We start from the raw sequence: 14,636 nt of genomic DNA, 5'->3' as shown, positions 1-14,636 counted from the left end.
CTACTGCTCTGGCGCTAGTGACCGGCAAATGGGGCCGCCCAAAGCGGCTCGACCGCCGCAAATCGCGCGCCGCTTCAGGCGGCCGCTAGTATAAGCGTGCGGATCGAGGTTTCCTGTCCTCCGGAAACCTTTGGAGGCGATTGTTCGTGAGGGAAAATTCTCTATTTACATGCGACTAATGGTCGTCCCCCGTCGAGAGGGCAAATTGTGCCGTCAACCGGCCACAACGCAGCTTGAGCATTTCCCGCAGCAGGTTGATGGGTTTGCTCAGTTGCGCTCGGTGAGCACACAGCAGATTGAGCGGCGCGCGCTCGCATTGCAGATGCGGCAGAAGGATTTTCAAACGTCCGGCCAACACATCGGTTGAAACGTCCAGCCAGGACTTGTAAGCGATCCCCGCGCCTGCCACCGCCCAGCGACGCACCACATCGGCATCGTCGCTGAAGCGGTCACCGCTGACAGTCAGGCTCATTTCCCGCTTGCCGTCATGAAAACGCCAACGGTCATGAACCCGCGTGCCGAGCATGTACAACAGGCAATTGTGCTGGGCCAGTTGCTCCAACTGAACAGGTTCGCCATGCCGAGCCAGGTAAGCGGGCGATGCACACAGCACCCGGCGGTTATCCGGTGCGATCGGCAGGGCTACCAGGCTCGAATCTTCCGGCTCGCCATAACGCAACGCGACGTCCACCGGCTGCTTGAACAGATCAGCGATGCGATCACCCAGCAGCAGTCGCACGGTCAGCCCCGGATGCTCCTCCTGGAACGCGTCCAGCCAGGGCAGCAGCAAGTTGCGTCCCAAGTCCGAGGGGGCGGACAACTGCAACACCCCGCTGACCTGATCCTGGCCACTGGTCAATAACCTGCGTCCTTCGTCGAGGCTGCTCAGCGCCGCGCGGGCATACTCAAGGAAGCCTTCACCCTCGGCCGTCAGGCGCAAACTGCGGGTAGAACGCGCCAACAGCCGGGCGCCCAGGTGTTGTTCTATGCGCTTCAATGCGGCGCTGGCCACCGCCGCCGACAGGTCCATGACCCTGGCGGCGGCAGAAAGGCTGCCCAGGTCTGCGGCCCGGACGAACAACTGCAAGTCGTCGAATCGAAGCATGACGGCCTCATTATCAAAAAAACATTGAAAGAGCCTGTTCTTTTAGCCGGTTTTATCTCGGTGATAAATAGCTAACCATTGGCTTCATCGAACTCACTTCAAGGAGCCGCCCTATGAAAGCCATCGCCTACTACCATTCGTTACCGATCACCGACCCGCAATCGCTGCAAGACATTGAACTGCCGGAACCCACCGCCGGCCCTCGGGACTTGTTGGTGGAAGTCAAAGCCATTTCGGTCAACCCGGTCGACACGAAAATTCGCCAGAACGTCCAGCCTGAAGACGGCGCAGCCAAAGTGCTGGGTTGGGACGTGGCCGGCGTGGTCAAGGCGGTGGGCAATGAAGTCACGCTGTTCAAGGCGGGCGACAAAGTGTTCTACGCCGGCTCCATTGCCCGAGCCGGCGGCAACAGCGAATTGCATGTGGTGGATGAACGTATCGTCGGCCAGATGCCCAAGACGCTCGGTTTCGCCGAAGCCGCAGCCCTGCCGCTGACGGCCATTACCGCGTGGGAGTTGCTGTTCGAGCGCCTGCAAATCCAGGAAGGCCAGGACGATCAGGGCCAAAGCCTGTTGATCGTCGGCGCTGCGGGAGGTGTCGGTTCGATACTGACGCAACTGGCCAGCCAGCTCACCGCACTGAAAGTGATCGGCAGCGCTTCCCGGCCGCAGACACAGGACTGGGTAAGAGGCCTGGGTGCCGATCTGGTCGTTGACCACAGCCATCCGCTGAGCGATGCATTAAAGCAGGCAGGCCAGCCTCAGGTGACCCATGTCGCCAGCCTGACCCACACCGACCTGCATCTGGATCAATTGGTGGAGGCTCTGGCGCCCCAGGGCAAACTGGCGCTGATCGATGATCCCAAGGTGCTGGATGTGACCAAGCTCAAGCGCAAGAGCCTGTCGTTGCATTGGGAGTTCATGTACACCCGCTCGCTGTTCGAAACGGCGGACATGATTGAACAGCATAACCTGCTCAACCGCGTCGCCGCGCTAATCGACGCTGGCACGTTGCAGACCACCGTGGGCGAGCACTTTGGCACCATCAACGCCGAGAACCTGCGCCGGGCCCATGCCCTGCTGGAAAGCGGAAAAGCCAAAGGCAAGATTGTGCTTGAAGGTTTCTAACCACCGATAAGGGGGCGGTTTTTGTGGAGGCAAAGCTTGCTCGCGATGGAGGTAGTGCGGCTCCCCGTCAGGCCAAGTCGTCGCGTATCGCGAACAAGCTTTGCTCCCACAAAAAAACCTGCACCGTCAGTCTGAGAATTGACCGTTGTCACAATTGCGATCGCATTCAGGTCTACACTCGAGGCCTTTGCAGCGCAATCTTTTACGTGAGGAGGTCAGCAATGAAGATCCTGATAAAAGAAGTGGCAAAATCCCAGTGGCAAGTGCGCCTTGACCAACACGTCGTGACCTTCCGCACCGAGGCCGAGGCCCAGGCTTTCGCCACCACCCTGCAAGCGCGTATTCACGCACCTCACCGCTACCCCGAACAGCAGCAGCGAGCGGCCGGCTGAATCAGTCCTGGCCACTGGCTTGTGCCAGTGTCCGGGCCTGTTGCAAGCGGCGGGTCAGCATCGCTGCACCTACCACCAATAACCCGCAAAGGCTGATGACCATCGCCATCGGCACGGCAGTGCCATCGTGCAGCGCCGCCACCAATGCGGCGGCACCGGCAGCCACGGAAAACTGCAGGCATCCCAGCATCGCCGAGGCGCTACCGGCACGAGCACCCTGCCCACTCATGGCGCAAGCCGAGGCATTGGGCAGGATGCAACCCAGGCTGGAAATGCAGATGAACAGCGGAATCAATAACGGCCACAACCGCTCAGTGTGCAAGGAACTGACCGCCAACAAACACAACCCGGCGGCGAGATAGACCCACACCGCGCGCGACAGCAGGAATGCCGGCCCACGCTTGGACAACAATCGGGCGTTGACCTGCGCTACCAGGATAAAACCCGCCGCGTTGGTCCCGAACAACCAGCCGAAGTGTTCGGCCGGTACCCCGTAGAGCTTGATGAAGACGAAAGGCGAACCGGCAATGTAGGCAAACATTCCGGCGATAGCGATGCCTCCCGTCAAGGCGTGACCCAGGAAGACCGAGTCGCTCAACAGTCGACCATATTGGCGCAACGCCCCAGACAATGGTTGACGCGGCACATGGGCCGGCAGACTTTCCGGCAGCCACACTGCCACGGCCGTCGCCGCCAGTGCGCTGAACACCGTCAAAGCGATGAAGATCGATTGCCAGCCATGCAGGTTCACCAACAGCCCGCCAAGCATCGGCGCGAGGATTGGCGCCAGCCCCATCACCAGCATCAGTTGGGAGAACACCTTGGCCGAGCCCACCGCGTCGCATTTGTCGCTGACCACCGCCCGGGAAATCACCATGCCGGCGCATCCGCCCAGGGCCTGGACGAAACGGGCACCGATCAGCCATTCCAGACTCGGCGCGTAGGCACAGGCCAGAGATGCAAGGGTGAACAGACCGACGCCCGTCAGCAACGGAACCCGCCGTCCGAAGCGATCCGCCACCGGCCCATAGGCCAGTTGCCCGATGGACAATCCGAGGAAATAAGCCGCCAGGGTCAGTTGGATGTGATTTTCGTCGGTGCCGAAGGCAGTCGCCATGGCCGGGAAAGCCGGCAGATAGAAATCGATCGCCAAGGGACCGAATGCGCTCAAGGCGCCAAGAATCAAAATGGTACGGAAGTTCATCAGGCGTCCAGGTTCAGGCGTCAGTCAGCAGCCCGACAGTCTAGCCCTGCCGGGCGCTCTTGAACATTCCGATAGGTCGCTAACTATTAAATATCTCAGGCGAGACGGGCCTCGTATCCCTCCTCTTTAATGGCTTGGACCACGGCATCGACCGACAAAGAACTCTGGACCTGAACAGTCCTGGCGCTCAGATCGATCTGTACATCCGCCGCCGGGTCCTTGGCCTGCACAGCCTGGGTGATCGCCTTGACGCAGTGACCGCAGGACATTCCCTGAACATTGAATGTTTGCATGAGATAACTCCTTGGGATTGAGGTTGCCGGCAGTTTCAAGCTTGCCATCATGGAAAGGTCAAGTTCTGACGAAAACTGCCGGGCTGGCAATCGGCGTCAAGCTCGGCCAAGCTGCACACATCAAGGATTTCACACCGGAGGTTCAGCCATGCGCTGGTCAGCGTTCAGCCTGTTTTGCATGCTCGGTTTGTCAGCGGTGAGCCCTCAGGCGTCGGCCGTCGGTGAAGACTACGGCGTGCTGATCATTTCCCGCGAGCGCCTGGAAGTGCCGACTTCCTGCGAAATCGGCATCTATATCGGCGATCAGCTCTCGGGGCGTTTGTTCCAGGAACAGAGCACCTCCTTCAACCTGCCACCCGGAAAATTCTCCTTGCGCTTGAAACTGCTGCCGGGCCAGACGCAGGGCTGTAGCCCAGGCATGCTCGCGCCGGGGTCGCAGGATGTCACGCTCAAGGCGGGCGACATACTGAAGTTCCGCATTGCCATGACCCAGGAAGGGATGTATCTCAAGCCGGCTGAGCTGGGTTACTGACCCCTTAGATAAAAAGCGGGAGCGGGCTTGCTCGCTCCCACAAGGTGTGTGTACAAGCTTTTGGATTAGCGCTTGACCTTCCCGGCGTGGCAAGGTTGATCCTGTAGTCATTCACTACAGGGAGCCTTTCCGATGCCTGAATCCACCCTTTTCGATCTGCCGATTGCCGGGATGACCTGTGCCAGCTGCGCCGGGCGGGTCGAGCGCGCCTTGAGCAACGTCACAGGGGCCAGCGCCGTCAGCGTGAACCTGGCGACCGAACAGGCGCGGATCCAGGCGCCCGAGGGCAGCCTGCCCGCCTTGATGCAGGCCGTCGAACAGGCCGGCTACAGCGTCCCGGTGCAGACCCTGGAACTGTCCATCGAGGGAATGACCTGTGCCTCATGCGTCGGCCGGGTCGAGCGCGCCCTGAGCAAAGTCGCCGGAGTGAACCGTGTCAGCGTCAACCTCGCCACCGAACGCGCCCACCTCGACTTGCTCGGCCGGGTCGATCCGCAAACCCTGATCGATGCGGTCAAGGGCGCCGGTTATGACGCCAGCGTCTGGCAGGCCGAGCAACCCCATGACGCACAAAGCAATCACCTGAATCGCGAGCGCCTGGCCCTGATACTGGCAATTTTGCTGTCCGTACCGTTAGTGCTGCCAATGCTTTTGCAACCGTTCGGCGTGCATTGGATGCTGCCGGCCTGGGTTCAATTCGCTTTGGCGACGCCGGTGCAGTTCATTTTCGGGGCGCGGTTCTATATCGCGGCCTACAAGGCCGTGCGTGCCGGGGCCGGGAACATGGATCTGCTGGTGGCCCTGGGCACCAGTGCGGGTTATGGCTTGAGCATTTATGAATGGGCCATCGCCCGCCCCGGCAGCATGCCGCACCTGTATTTCGAAGCCTCGGCCGTAGTGATTGCTCTGGTGTTGCTGGGCAAATACCTGGAAAGCCGCGCCAAGCGCCAGACCGCCAGTGCCATCCGTGCCCTCGAAGCCTTGCGGCCGGAGCGGGCGATTCAGGTCATTGATGGTCAGGAGCGGGACGTCGCCATCAGCGCCCTGCGCTTGAATGATCAAGTGCTGGTCAAGCCCGGCGAGCGCTTCCCGGTGGACGGTGAAGTGCTGGAAGGTCAGAGTCACGCCGACGAGGCCTTGATCAGTGGCGAAAGCCTGCCGGTGCCTAAACAGCCCGGCGACAAGGTGACGGGGGGTGCCATCAACGGCGAAGGTCGCCTGCTGGTGCGCACCCTGGCCCTGGGCGCGGAAACCGTCCTGGCGCGCATCATCCGCCTGGTGGAGGACGCCCAGGCGGCCAAGGCCCCCATTCAAAAACTGGTGGATAAAGTCAGCCAGGTCTTCGTGCCGGTCGTGCTGGTATTGGCCTTGGCGACGTTGATCGGCTGGTGGTTGTACGGCGCACCACTGGAAACGGCGCTGATCAACGCCGTTGCCGTACTGGTGATCGCCTGCCCGTGCGCCCTCGGACTGGCGACACCCACGGCAATCATGGCCGGCACCGGTGTCGCCGCCCGCCACGGAATCCTGATCAAGGATGCCGAGGCCCTGGAGCGCGCCCATGACGTCGACACCGTGGTGTTCGACAAGACCGGCACCTTGACTTCCGGCACACCGCGCATCGCCCATTTGAGCGCCCTGGACGGTGACGAAGACAGGCTGCTGCAAATGGCCGGCGCACTGCAACGCGGCAGCGAACACCCCCTCGCCAAGGCGGTGCTGGATGCGTGTGCGGAGCGCGGCCTGAAGGTCCCGGACATCAACGACAGCCAGTCGCTGACCGGACGCGGTATTGCCGGCAGCCTGGACGGGCAGCGCCTGGCCCTCGGTAACCGACGTTTGCTGGACGAACTGGGCCTGGCCCCCGGTTCGCTGAGCGAGTCGGCCCAGGCCTGGGAGACCGAGGGCCGAACCCTCTCCTGGCTGATCGAACAAAACGCAACGCCACGGGTGCTGGGCCTGTTCGCCTTCGGGGATACACTCAAGTCCGGCGCACTGGCGGCGGTACAAGCCCTGAATGAACGCCACATCGGCAGCCATCTGCTGACCGGCGACAATCGCGGCAGTGCCCGGGTAGTGGCCGAGGCATTGGGCATCACCAATGTTCATGCCGAAGTACTGCCGGCCGACAAGTCCGCCATCGTCCAGCAGTTGAAGAAAAATTCGGTGGTGGCCATGGTAGGCGACGGCATCAACGACGCCCCGGCCCTCGCTGCTGCGGACATTGGCATTGCCATGGGTGGCGGCACCGATGTGGCGATGCACGCCGCCGGTATTACCCTCATGCGCGGCGATCCTCGGCTGGTGCCGGCGGCGCTGGACATCAGCCGCAAGACCTACGCCAAGATCCGTCAGAACCTGTTCTGGGCATTCGTCTACAACTTGATCGGTATTCCCCTGGCGGCGTTCGGCTTCCTCAACCCGGTGCTGGCCGGCGCGGCCATGGCGTTGTCGAGCGTCAGCGTAGTGAGCAATGCGTTACTGTTGAAACTCTGGACACCCAAACACCTGGAGGACAAGCCATGAACATCGGCCAAGCCGCCCGCCAGAGCGGCCTGAGTGCGAAGATGATCCGGTACTACGAATCCATTGGCCTGCTCAAGGCGGCTCATCGCACCGACAGCGGTTACCGGATCTACGGCGCCGATGACCTGCACACCCTGGCCTTTATCAAGCGCTCCCGGGACCTTGGGTTTTCATTGGAGGAGGTCGGCAAATTGCTGACCCTCTGGCAGGACCGCCAACGAGCCAGCGCCGACGTCAAGGCCCTGGCCCGGCAACACATCGACGAACTGAACCAGAAAATCCGCGAACTGGCCGAACTGCGCGACACCCTCCAGGACCTGGTGGAACACTGCCACGGCGACCATCGCCCTGACTGCCCGATTCTCAAGGAACTGGCGTCGGGGTGTTGCGAGAAGGCAGTGCATGCTTGAGCGAAGGTGAGAGCGAGCCTGCTCGCGATGACGGCGGCACATCCAACACCCATGCAAGCTGACCCACCGCTTTCGCGAGCAAGCCCGCTCCCACAGGGAGTTGGTGGCAGACGCAGGATCCATGCACACCCAAGAACCAATGTGGGAGCGAGCCTGCTGGCGATGACGGCGGCACGTCCAACATCCATGCAAGCTGACCCACCGCTTTCGCGAGCAGGCTCGCTCCCACAGGGAGTTGGTGGCGGGCGCAGATTTTGAGGCCTCACAAAAACAGTGTGGGATTTTTTGGGCAGCCACAAAAAACCCGGCCTGAGCCGGGTTTCTGGTCAAGCGGTCACTGCATCCAGGGCGGAGGCGGTTCTTCGGTTTTGCCGGGGGGAGCGTCGTCAGCGGCGCGGACAGCCTGGCGGCGTTCCTCGTCCAGGCGGGCAGCCTCGATTTCACGCATGATCCCGCCGACATCCGCCAGCTCTTCCGGCTCGTCGAACTCGCCGGTCAGCACGCTGGCCGGGTGCAAGGTGCCGGCTTCATACAACGCCCACATTTCCTTGGCGTACCGGGTGCGCTTGAGCTCCGGGGCAAACCGGCCGAAGTAGGACGCCATGTTGCCCACATCCCGCTCCAGCATGCTGAAGGCGTGATTGTTGCCAGCGGCGTCCACCGCCTGCGGCAGATCGATGATCACCGGGCCCGTCGGCGTCAGCAGCACGTTGAACTCCGACAGGTCACCGTGCACCAGACCGGTACACAGCATCAACACGATCTGGGAGATCAGGAACGCGTGATACTCACGGGCCTGATCCGGCTCCAGTACCACATCGTTCAGACGCGGTGCCGCATCGCCGTACTCGTCGGCCACCAGCTCCATCAGCAGCACACCTTCGAGGAAGTCGTACGGCTTGGGCACTCGCACGCCCGCGCCGGCCAACCGGAACAGCGCCGCCACTTCGGCATTCTGCCAGGCGTCTTCGGTTTCCTTGCGCCCGAACTTGGAGCCCTTGGCCATGGCACGGGCCTGGCGGCTGTTACGCACCTTGCGGCCTTCCTGGTATTCGGCCGCCTGACGAAAACTTCGCTTGTTCGCCTCCTTGTAGACTTTGGCGCAACGTAACTCGTTGCCGCAGCGCACCACATAAACAGCTGCTTCTTTACCACTCATGAGTGGGCGCAGCACCTCGTCGACCAGACCGTCCTCGATCAGGGGTTCAATGCGTTTTGGAGTCTTCATCAGCTTTTATTGTGGGTCCTTTATTACCGAACACGCGAATGACAGTCGTTATACGGCAATCCTCCCTCCACGGGGAGGGGTTGCCGACTTATGAACCCTTCGATGCACACAATGTGCCGGATTAAATCGACCGAGCCGAATCATAGCCGAGACAGCGGATAGCGTTGGCAATTGAATGCAAAGGCATTTGCGACAAGAACTGACAGCCACGCCCAGTGCACCTGATTCAATGTTTAAACAACTCCCCCGGGGTCAATCCAAACATCCCCTTGAACGCCACTATGAAAGCGGACGTGGAATCGTAGCCACAGGACAACGCCGCGCCGGTCACGCTATCGCCTTTTTCCAACGACCCCAGGGACGACAACAACCGAGTGCGCTGGCGCCAGGCGCGAAAGCTCAGGCCGGTTTCGCGCTGGAACAGACGCATCAGGGTTTTTTCCGAGGTGCCCAGGCGCTCGGCCCACACTTGCAACGTCACGTTCTGGTCGGGCTGTTCGATCAATTCATTGCACAACGCCAGCAGACGCACATGGCGGGGCAGCGGCAGGGAAAAACCCACCTCCGGCAGCGTTGCCAACTGGTCCAGCAACACTTGCACCAGTCGCGCTTGCTGGGTATCGCCCTGAGCGTAATCGGCCGGCAGCTGACAAAAAGCCTTGATCAGCTCCCGAGCCAGCGGCGTGACCTCCAGCACCCGGCAGCGCTCATCGGCCCACGGGCAGGCGTCGCGATGGACATAAAGGCTGCGCATTTCCGCCCGGGTGGAGGTCACCACATGATGCTCCAGGTCGGCAGGAATCCAGATGGCCCATTGTGGCGGGGCGAAAAAACTGCCTTCAGCGGTGTGCACACCCAGCACGCCACTGATGGCGTAGGAAAACTGCACCCAATCATGACGATGGGCCTGGGTCCACGAACCGGCGCTCAAGCTTTCGACACGGGCATAAAGCGGCCTGGGCAATTCCGTCAGGTCGGGAATGCGTCTTTCGAGTTGTTGGTGTCCGTTAGTCGGCATGGATTGGCCTTATGTCGCAAGACGGCTGCAAGTGCCGACGTTAGGCTAAGTCGACCTTTCTTACAACTTGCGGTGCCGTATGCACATTTTCAGACACCTCAAACGCTTGGTAACCGACTGGTTCCTGTGCGGCATGCTGCTTGCCACGTTGCTGGCGTATCTGTTTCCCAGCTTTGGCGCCACGGGTGGCGCCATGCATGCCGAGTGGGTGGTCAATATCGGCATCTTTGTCGTGTTCTTCCTGCACGGGATAAACCTGTCCGGCGAGCAGATCCGCCACGGTCTGAAAAACATCCGGCTGCACTTGATGGTGCAGGTTTTTACCTTCGGTGTGTTTCCCCTGATCTGGCTGGTCAGTGATTTGCTTCTGGGCCGCCATGTACCGTCACTGCTGATGCTGGGGTTCTTTTACCTGTGTGTCCTGCCTTCGACCATTTCGTCCTCGGTGGCCCTGACCGGCAGCGCCGGCGGCAACGTACCGGCGGCGATTCTCAACGCGAGCCTGTCCAGCGTGCTGGGGATTTTCCTGACGCCACTGCTGGTCAGTTTCGTGGTCGGCAGCGGCGCCGGGGGCATCGACCTGGGTGCGACTTTGCTCGACCTTTGCCTGATGTTGCTGCTGCCACTGGTGCTCGGACAGTTACTGCGGCGCTGGCTGGGCGGTTTTTTCGCACGGTACAAACGCTACACCAGCATCATCGACAAACTGGTGATCCTGCTGCTGGTCTACGCGGCGTTCTGCAATTCGATGGTGTCCGGGATCTGGCAACAACAAGGCAACGCTGTACTGCTCAGTGCATTGCTTGGCAGTGCCGTGTTGCTGGCAATCATTTTGTGGATGACCACCCGCACCGCCCGGGCCCTGCGGTTCAGCAACGCCGATGAGATTGCTGCGGTGTTCTGCGCCAGCAAGAAATCCCTGGCGGCCGGGGTGCCGATGGCCGCATTGATTTTCGGCAACAACCCCGGCCTGGGGCTGATCCTGTTGCCGATCATGATTTATCACCCGTTGCAACTGATCGTCTGTTCGATCCTGGCCGAACGTTACGCCAACCGCCAGCGGGAACTGATCCATCAACAACGCGAGGCGACCCTCAACGCTCGATGATTGCCGTTACACCCTGGCCACCGGCCGCGCAGATGGAAATCAGACCGCGGCCCCGCCCCGCCACGTCCAGCAACTTGGCGAGGTTGGCGACGATTCGTCCACCCGTGGCGGCAAATGGGTGCCCGGCGGCCAGGGAGCTGCCCTTCACGTTCAGCCGACTGCGGTCTATGCTGCCCAACGGAGCGTCGAGGCCCAGGCGCGTCTTGCAATAATCCGGGTCTTCCCAGGCTTTGAGCGTGCATAACACCTGGGCGGCAAATGCTTCGTGGATCTCGTAGTAGTCAAAGTCCTGCAACGTCAGGCCGTTGCGCGCCAGTAACCGAGGCACGGCGTAGACCGGTGCCATCAGCAACCCTTCTGCTCCGTTGACGAAATCCACCGCTGCCGTTTCGCCGTCGCGCACATATGCCAGGATCGGCAACCCCCGGGACTTGGCCCACTCTTCGCTGCCCAACAACACCAGTGAGGCACCATCGGTCAATGGCGTGGAATTGCCCGCCGTCATTGTGCCCTTGGCGCTTTTTTCGAAGGCCGGCTTGAGGGCGGTGAGTTTTTCCAGGGTCAGGTCCGGGCGCAGGTTGTTGTCCCGTGTCAGGCCGAGAAAGGACGTCATCAAGTCGTTCTGCCAGCCTTCGGCGTAGGACGCGGCCATTTTCTGATGACTTTCCAGGGCCAGTTGGTCCTGCTCCTCCCTGGGAATCTGCCAGGTCTGGGCCATCAGTTCGCAGTGCTGCCCCATGGACAGGCCGGTTCGTGGCTCGCCATTGCGCGGCAGTTCGGGAACGAGGTGCTGGGGACGCAGTTGCAGGAAGGTCTTGATTTTCTCAGCGGTGGTTTTGGCGCGATTGGCTTGCAGCAGGATCCGGCGCAGCCCTTCGTTGACGCCAATCGGCGCATCCGAGGTGGTGTCTACGCCGCCGGCAATGGCACTGTCGATCTGCCCGAGGGCGATCTTGTTGGCCGTCAACAGCACAGTTTCCAACCCCGTGCCGCAAGCCTGTTGCAGGTCGTAGGCCGGGGTGGTGGGTGACAGCCGCGAGCCGAGCACGCATTCGCGAGTCAGGTTCAGATCCCGGGAAAGCTTGAGCACCGCACCGGCGGCCACCTCACCGATGTGCAGGCCATGCAGGTTGTAGCGCTCGATCAGCCCCTCGAGCGCGGCAGTCAGCATCGCCTGGTTGCTGGCGGTGGCATAGGCCCCGTTGGAGCGGGCGAAGGGGATGCGGTTACCACCAATGATCGCGACGCGGCGTAGCTGTGTCATGAAGAACTCCCTGTGTATGTCCGGATGCGCCAATGGGCCTGCGGGAACCCGGCTCCCGCACAAGCTTAGGCTTTATCTGGCCGATCGAACGACTGATTGCCAATCATGGTCCACACTTTGAACCTCATCAGCCGGAGTGTGTTCCATGTCAGACCGTTATATCGACTTCGCCAATTCGCCCCTGGGCCTGCGTCTGGTCGGTGCGCTGGGCCTGCCATCGCCGGCCCGCCTGGAGCGCTGGCAGGCCGGGCGGCTGCGGCCGATCGAAGGGGCGTTGCTGTTGGGCGGCGGACCGTTGACCGAACAGATCGGCGCATTTGCCAAGCGCCTGACCGACGCGATCTTCATCTACGGGGGCGAACCGACACTGGCCACCGAATGGATCCCCGGTCACGGTCCGAAAATCAAGGCGGTGGTGTACGACGCCAGTCATCTGGCGCAGGCCGACCAGCTCAAGCAACTGCGTGAGTTCTTCCAACCCCTGATGAAGAACCTCGACCACAGCGCCCATGTCGTCATCCTAGGCCGCGCCCCGGAGAGTCTCGCCGATCCGTTTGCTGCCAGCACGCAGCGGGCCTTGGAGGGCTTCAGCCGTTCCCTGGCCAAAGAGTTGCGTCATGGCGGGACGCTGCAATTGCTGTATGTGGGTGACGGCGCCGAGGCCCAACTGGAAGGTGCGCTGCGGTTTTTCCTGTCGCCCAAGAGCGCCTACGTTTCCGGGCAGGTCATTCGTCTCAACGCTTGCGACACTCAGGTCCAGGATTGGACCCGCCCGCTCACAGGCCTCAAGGCTCTGGTCACCGGCGCGGCCCGCGGGATCGGCGCCTCCATTGCCGAAACCCTGTCCCGCGATGGCGCCGACGTGATCCTGCTGGACGTTCCGCAGGCCAAGGCCGATCTCGAAGCCCTGGCTGCGCGCCTTAGCGGGCGCAGCGTGACGCTGGACATCTGTGCTGAAGATGCCGCTACGCAGTTGACTGAACACCTGCCCGACGGCGTCGACATCGTGGTGCACAACGCGGGCATCACCCGGGACAAGACGCTCGCCAACATGACCCCGGAATTCTGGGACGCGGTGCTGGCGGTCAACCTCAACGCCCCGCAGGTGCTGACCAAGGCCCTGCTCGACAGTGGCACTCTGCGGGACCATGGCCGAGTGATTCTGCTGGCGTCCATCAGCGGCATCGCCGGCAATCGCGGCCAGACCAATTACGCGGCGAGCAAGGCCGGGTTGATCGGCCTGGCCCAGGCCTGGGCGCCGGTCCTGCAGCCTCGGGGGATCAGTATCAATGCCGTGGCCCCGGGTTTCATTGAAACCCGCATGACCGCCGACATCCCTTTTGCCCTGCGCGAAGCGGGGCGGCGCATGAGTTCCCTGGGCCAGGGCGGCCTGCCACAAGACGTCGCCGAAGCCGTGGCCTGGCTCGCCCAGCCGGGTACGGGCGCCGTTACCGGCCAGACGCTACGGGTGTGCGGGCAAAGCCTCTTGGGAGCATGACCATGACGATCCAATGGCATGAAGTAAACGCCGCACCCGGTATGTCCGAGCTGTACGTGAAAGCCGCGACACGGCGCAAGGTCACTGGAAAAACCTTGCCCCAGGACGGATTGCGCCAAGTGATACAGGTCGATCCGCAACGCCTGGCGGCTTATCGCAAGGTCTGCGGTTTTGCCGAAAATGGACTGCTGCCGCCGACCTACCCCCACGTACTGGCGTTTGCCCTGCAGATGCAGTTGCTCACCGCCCGGGACTTCCCGTTCCCGTTGCTGGGGCTGATCCACTTGAGCAATCGCATCCGCGTACTGCGGCCCATGGGCGGGGTCAGCCAAGTACAGGCCCGCGTCAACGTGCAAAACCTGCAAGCTCACCCCAAGGGCGTGGTGTTCGACCTGGTGACTCGCATTGATGATCAATTGGGGCCGCTGTGGGAGGCCGAGAGCCAGATGCTCTGCAAGAGCGTCCAGCTTGACGGCGCGTTGGTGGAAGAGCCGCTGCAAGAGTTCCAGGCGCTGACTGAAGTGGCGCACTGGACCGCGCCGGCTGACATTGGCCGGCAATACGCCAAGGTGTCCGGTGATTACAACCCGATCCACCTGAGCGGCCTCAGCGCCCGGCTGTTCGGCTTCCCCACCGCCATCGCCCACGGCCTGTGGAACAAGGCCAGGACCCTGGCGGCGCTGGACGAACACTTGCCCGATGCCAACGTCGAGATTGATGTCACCTTCAAGAAACCGGTGCGCCTGCCCAGCGAAGTGACACTGCTGGCGAGTGCGGCGGGGTCCAGCGGGGACTTACGATTGATCGGTTCGGGGGAGTTGGAGCATATGGTGGGGAGCTGGCGACCGGCAGGCTAAGGACCGGCATCTTTGTTGAATGTGATGCCGCCATCGCGAGCAGGCTCGCTCCCACCTTGGGTGTTCATGAGCCC

Annotated in this window: 14 protein-coding genes; 8 read left to right on the top strand and 6 right to left on the bottom strand. The window is 61.9% G+C overall.

The genetic code is table 11. The features are described 5' to 3' along the window. Positions 1 to 175: 175 nt before the first annotated feature. Positions 176 to 1,105 carry a LysR family transcriptional regulator gene (locus tag BMY45_RS06885; protein ID WP_092395948.1) on the bottom strand — a complete coding sequence of 310 codons (930 nt, stop codon included), beginning with the start codon at positions 1,103 to 1,105 and terminating at the stop codon, positions 176 to 178. A 113-nt stretch (positions 1,106 to 1,218) separates the two neighbouring features. Between BMY45_RS06885 and BMY45_RS06880 the strand changes: the two genes are divergently transcribed. Together BMY45_RS06880 and BMY45_RS28120 are read left to right on the top strand one after the other, a co-directional pair. Continuing rightward, positions 1,219 to 2,232, top strand: a complete 1,014-nt coding sequence (locus BMY45_RS06880; protein WP_092395946.1) for a zinc-binding alcohol dehydrogenase family protein — start codon at positions 1,219 to 1,221, stop codon at positions 2,230 to 2,232. Positions 2,233 to 2,453: 221 nt separating this feature from the next. Beyond that, the gene (locus BMY45_RS28120; RefSeq protein ID WP_171061426.1) at positions 2,454 to 2,624 is read left to right on the top strand and encodes a hypothetical protein; all 171 of its coding nucleotides are present in this window, start codon (positions 2,454 to 2,456) and stop codon (positions 2,622 to 2,624) included. Between the two features lies 1 nt (position 2,625). Here BMY45_RS28120 and BMY45_RS06875 read toward each other — a convergent pair whose 3' ends face one another. After that, positions 2,626 to 3,828 (bottom strand): multidrug effflux MFS transporter, encoded by a 1,203-nt coding sequence (locus BMY45_RS06875; protein WP_092395944.1) that lies wholly within the window; start codon positions 3,826 to 3,828, stop codon positions 2,626 to 2,628. Between the two features lie 95 nt (positions 3,829 to 3,923). After that, positions 3,924 to 4,121 (bottom strand): heavy-metal-associated domain-containing protein, encoded by a 198-nt coding sequence (locus tag BMY45_RS06870; RefSeq protein WP_092395942.1) that lies wholly within the window; start codon positions 4,119 to 4,121, stop codon positions 3,924 to 3,926. Positions 4,122 to 4,269: 148 nt separating this feature from the next. Between BMY45_RS06870 and BMY45_RS06865 the strand changes: the two genes are divergently transcribed. From BMY45_RS06865 to cueR, 3 genes are all read left to right on the top strand, one after another. Further along, positions 4,270 to 4,653 carry a hypothetical protein gene (locus tag BMY45_RS06865; RefSeq protein WP_092395939.1) on the top strand — a complete coding sequence of 128 codons (384 nt, stop codon included), beginning with the start codon at positions 4,270 to 4,272 and terminating at the stop codon, positions 4,651 to 4,653. Positions 4,654 to 4,785: 132 nt separating this feature from the next. Continuing rightward, positions 4,786 to 7,179: a heavy metal translocating P-type ATPase gene (locus BMY45_RS06860; protein ID WP_092395937.1), complete on the top strand. Its 2,394-nt coding sequence runs from the start codon at positions 4,786 to 4,788 to the stop codon at positions 7,177 to 7,179. Continuing rightward, positions 7,176 to 7,589 (top strand): Cu(I)-responsive transcriptional regulator, encoded by a 414-nt coding sequence (cueR, locus tag BMY45_RS06855; protein WP_092395935.1) that lies wholly within the window; start codon positions 7,176 to 7,178, stop codon positions 7,587 to 7,589. Before BMY45_RS06860 ends, cueR begins: the two co-directional genes overlap by 4 nt. A 334-nt stretch (positions 7,590 to 7,923) precedes the next feature. Here the strand turns inward: cueR and BMY45_RS06845 are convergent, their stop codons facing one another. Continuing rightward, the gene (locus BMY45_RS06845; RefSeq protein ID WP_047227411.1) at positions 7,924 to 8,817 is read right to left on the bottom strand and encodes a PA4780 family RIO1-like protein kinase; all 894 of its coding nucleotides are present in this window, start codon (positions 8,815 to 8,817) and stop codon (positions 7,924 to 7,926) included. 226 nt (positions 8,818 to 9,043) lie between these two features. Further along, positions 9,044 to 9,835, bottom strand: coding sequence for an AraC family transcriptional regulator (locus tag BMY45_RS06840; protein WP_092395931.1), 792 nt, complete (start codon positions 9,833 to 9,835; stop codon positions 9,044 to 9,046). A 79-nt stretch (positions 9,836 to 9,914) separates the two neighbouring features. On the opposite strand from BMY45_RS06840, the gene BMY45_RS06835 reads away from it, so the two are divergent. Beyond that, the gene (locus tag BMY45_RS06835; RefSeq protein ID WP_092395929.1) at positions 9,915 to 10,943 is read left to right on the top strand and encodes a bile acid:sodium symporter family protein; all 1,029 of its coding nucleotides are present in this window, start codon (positions 9,915 to 9,917) and stop codon (positions 10,941 to 10,943) included. Here BMY45_RS06835 and BMY45_RS06830 read toward each other — a convergent pair. Next, positions 10,930 to 12,207, bottom strand: a complete 1,278-nt coding sequence (locus tag BMY45_RS06830; protein ID WP_092395927.1) for an acetyl-CoA C-acetyltransferase — start codon at positions 12,205 to 12,207, stop codon at positions 10,930 to 10,932. The two genes, BMY45_RS06835 and BMY45_RS06830, sit on opposite strands and share 14 nt — an antisense overlap. 145 nt (positions 12,208 to 12,352) lie before the next feature. Between BMY45_RS06830 and BMY45_RS06825 the strand changes: the two genes are divergently transcribed. Then, entirely contained in the window at positions 12,353 to 13,705 is a 1,353-nt protein-coding gene (locus BMY45_RS06825; RefSeq protein ID WP_092395925.1) for a 3-oxoacyl-ACP reductase, read from the top strand. 2 nt (positions 13,706 to 13,707) lie between these two features. Then, on the top strand, positions 13,708 to 14,562 hold the full coding sequence (locus tag BMY45_RS06820) for a MaoC family dehydratase (protein ID WP_092395923.1): 855 nt from the start codon (positions 13,708 to 13,710) through the stop codon (positions 14,560 to 14,562). The last annotated feature ends 74 nt before the right edge of the window (positions 14,563 to 14,636 follow it).

It is taken from the genome of Pseudomonas sp. NFACC39-1, assembly GCF_900110355.1.
Classification (GTDB): Bacteria; Pseudomonadota; Gammaproteobacteria; order Pseudomonadales; family Pseudomonadaceae; genus Aquipseudomonas; species Aquipseudomonas tehranensis.
Note: the sequence above shows the minus strand (reverse complement) of the source record. Positions and strands in the feature narration are given on the sequence as shown.

What these genes read in the sequence shown, in the direction of transcription:
- BMY45_RS06885 (WP_092395948.1), bottom strand. Translation starts at nt 1,105, where the DNA reads ATGCTTCGATTCGACGACTTGCAGTTGTTCGTCCGGGCCGCAGACCTG.
- BMY45_RS06880 (WP_092395946.1), top strand. Translation starts at nt 1,219, where the DNA reads ATGAAAGCCATCGCCTACTACCATTCGTTACCGATCACCGACCCGCAA.
- BMY45_RS28120 (WP_171061426.1), top strand. Translation starts at nt 2,454, where the DNA reads ATGAAGATCCTGATAAAAGAAGTGGCAAAATCCCAGTGGCAAGTGCGC.
- BMY45_RS06875 (WP_092395944.1), bottom strand. Translation starts at nt 3,828, where the DNA reads ATGAACTTCCGTACCATTTTGATTCTTGGCGCCTTGAGCGCATTCGGT.
- BMY45_RS06870 (WP_092395942.1), bottom strand. Translation starts at nt 4,121, where the DNA reads ATGCAAACATTCAATGTTCAGGGAATGTCCTGCGGTCACTGCGTCAAG.
- BMY45_RS06865 (WP_092395939.1), top strand. Translation starts at nt 4,270, where the DNA reads ATGCGCTGGTCAGCGTTCAGCCTGTTTTGCATGCTCGGTTTGTCAGCG.
- BMY45_RS06860 (WP_092395937.1), top strand. Translation starts at nt 4,786, where the DNA reads ATGCCTGAATCCACCCTTTTCGATCTGCCGATTGCCGGGATGACCTGT.
- cueR (WP_092395935.1), top strand. Translation starts at nt 7,176, where the DNA reads ATGAACATCGGCCAAGCCGCCCGCCAGAGCGGCCTGAGTGCGAAGATG.
- BMY45_RS06845 (WP_047227411.1), bottom strand. Translation starts at nt 8,817, where the DNA reads ATGAAGACTCCAAAACGCATTGAACCCCTGATCGAGGACGGTCTGGTC.
- BMY45_RS06840 (WP_092395931.1), bottom strand. Translation starts at nt 9,835, where the DNA reads ATGCCGACTAACGGACACCAACAACTCGAAAGACGCATTCCCGACCTG.
- BMY45_RS06835 (WP_092395929.1), top strand. Translation starts at nt 9,915, where the DNA reads ATGCACATTTTCAGACACCTCAAACGCTTGGTAACCGACTGGTTCCTG.
- BMY45_RS06830 (WP_092395927.1), bottom strand. Translation starts at nt 12,207, where the DNA reads ATGACACAGCTACGCCGCGTCGCGATCATTGGTGGTAACCGCATCCCC.
- BMY45_RS06825 (WP_092395925.1), top strand. Translation starts at nt 12,353, where the DNA reads ATGTCAGACCGTTATATCGACTTCGCCAATTCGCCCCTGGGCCTGCGT.
- BMY45_RS06820 (WP_092395923.1), top strand. Translation starts at nt 13,708, where the DNA reads ATGACGATCCAATGGCATGAAGTAAACGCCGCACCCGGTATGTCCGAG.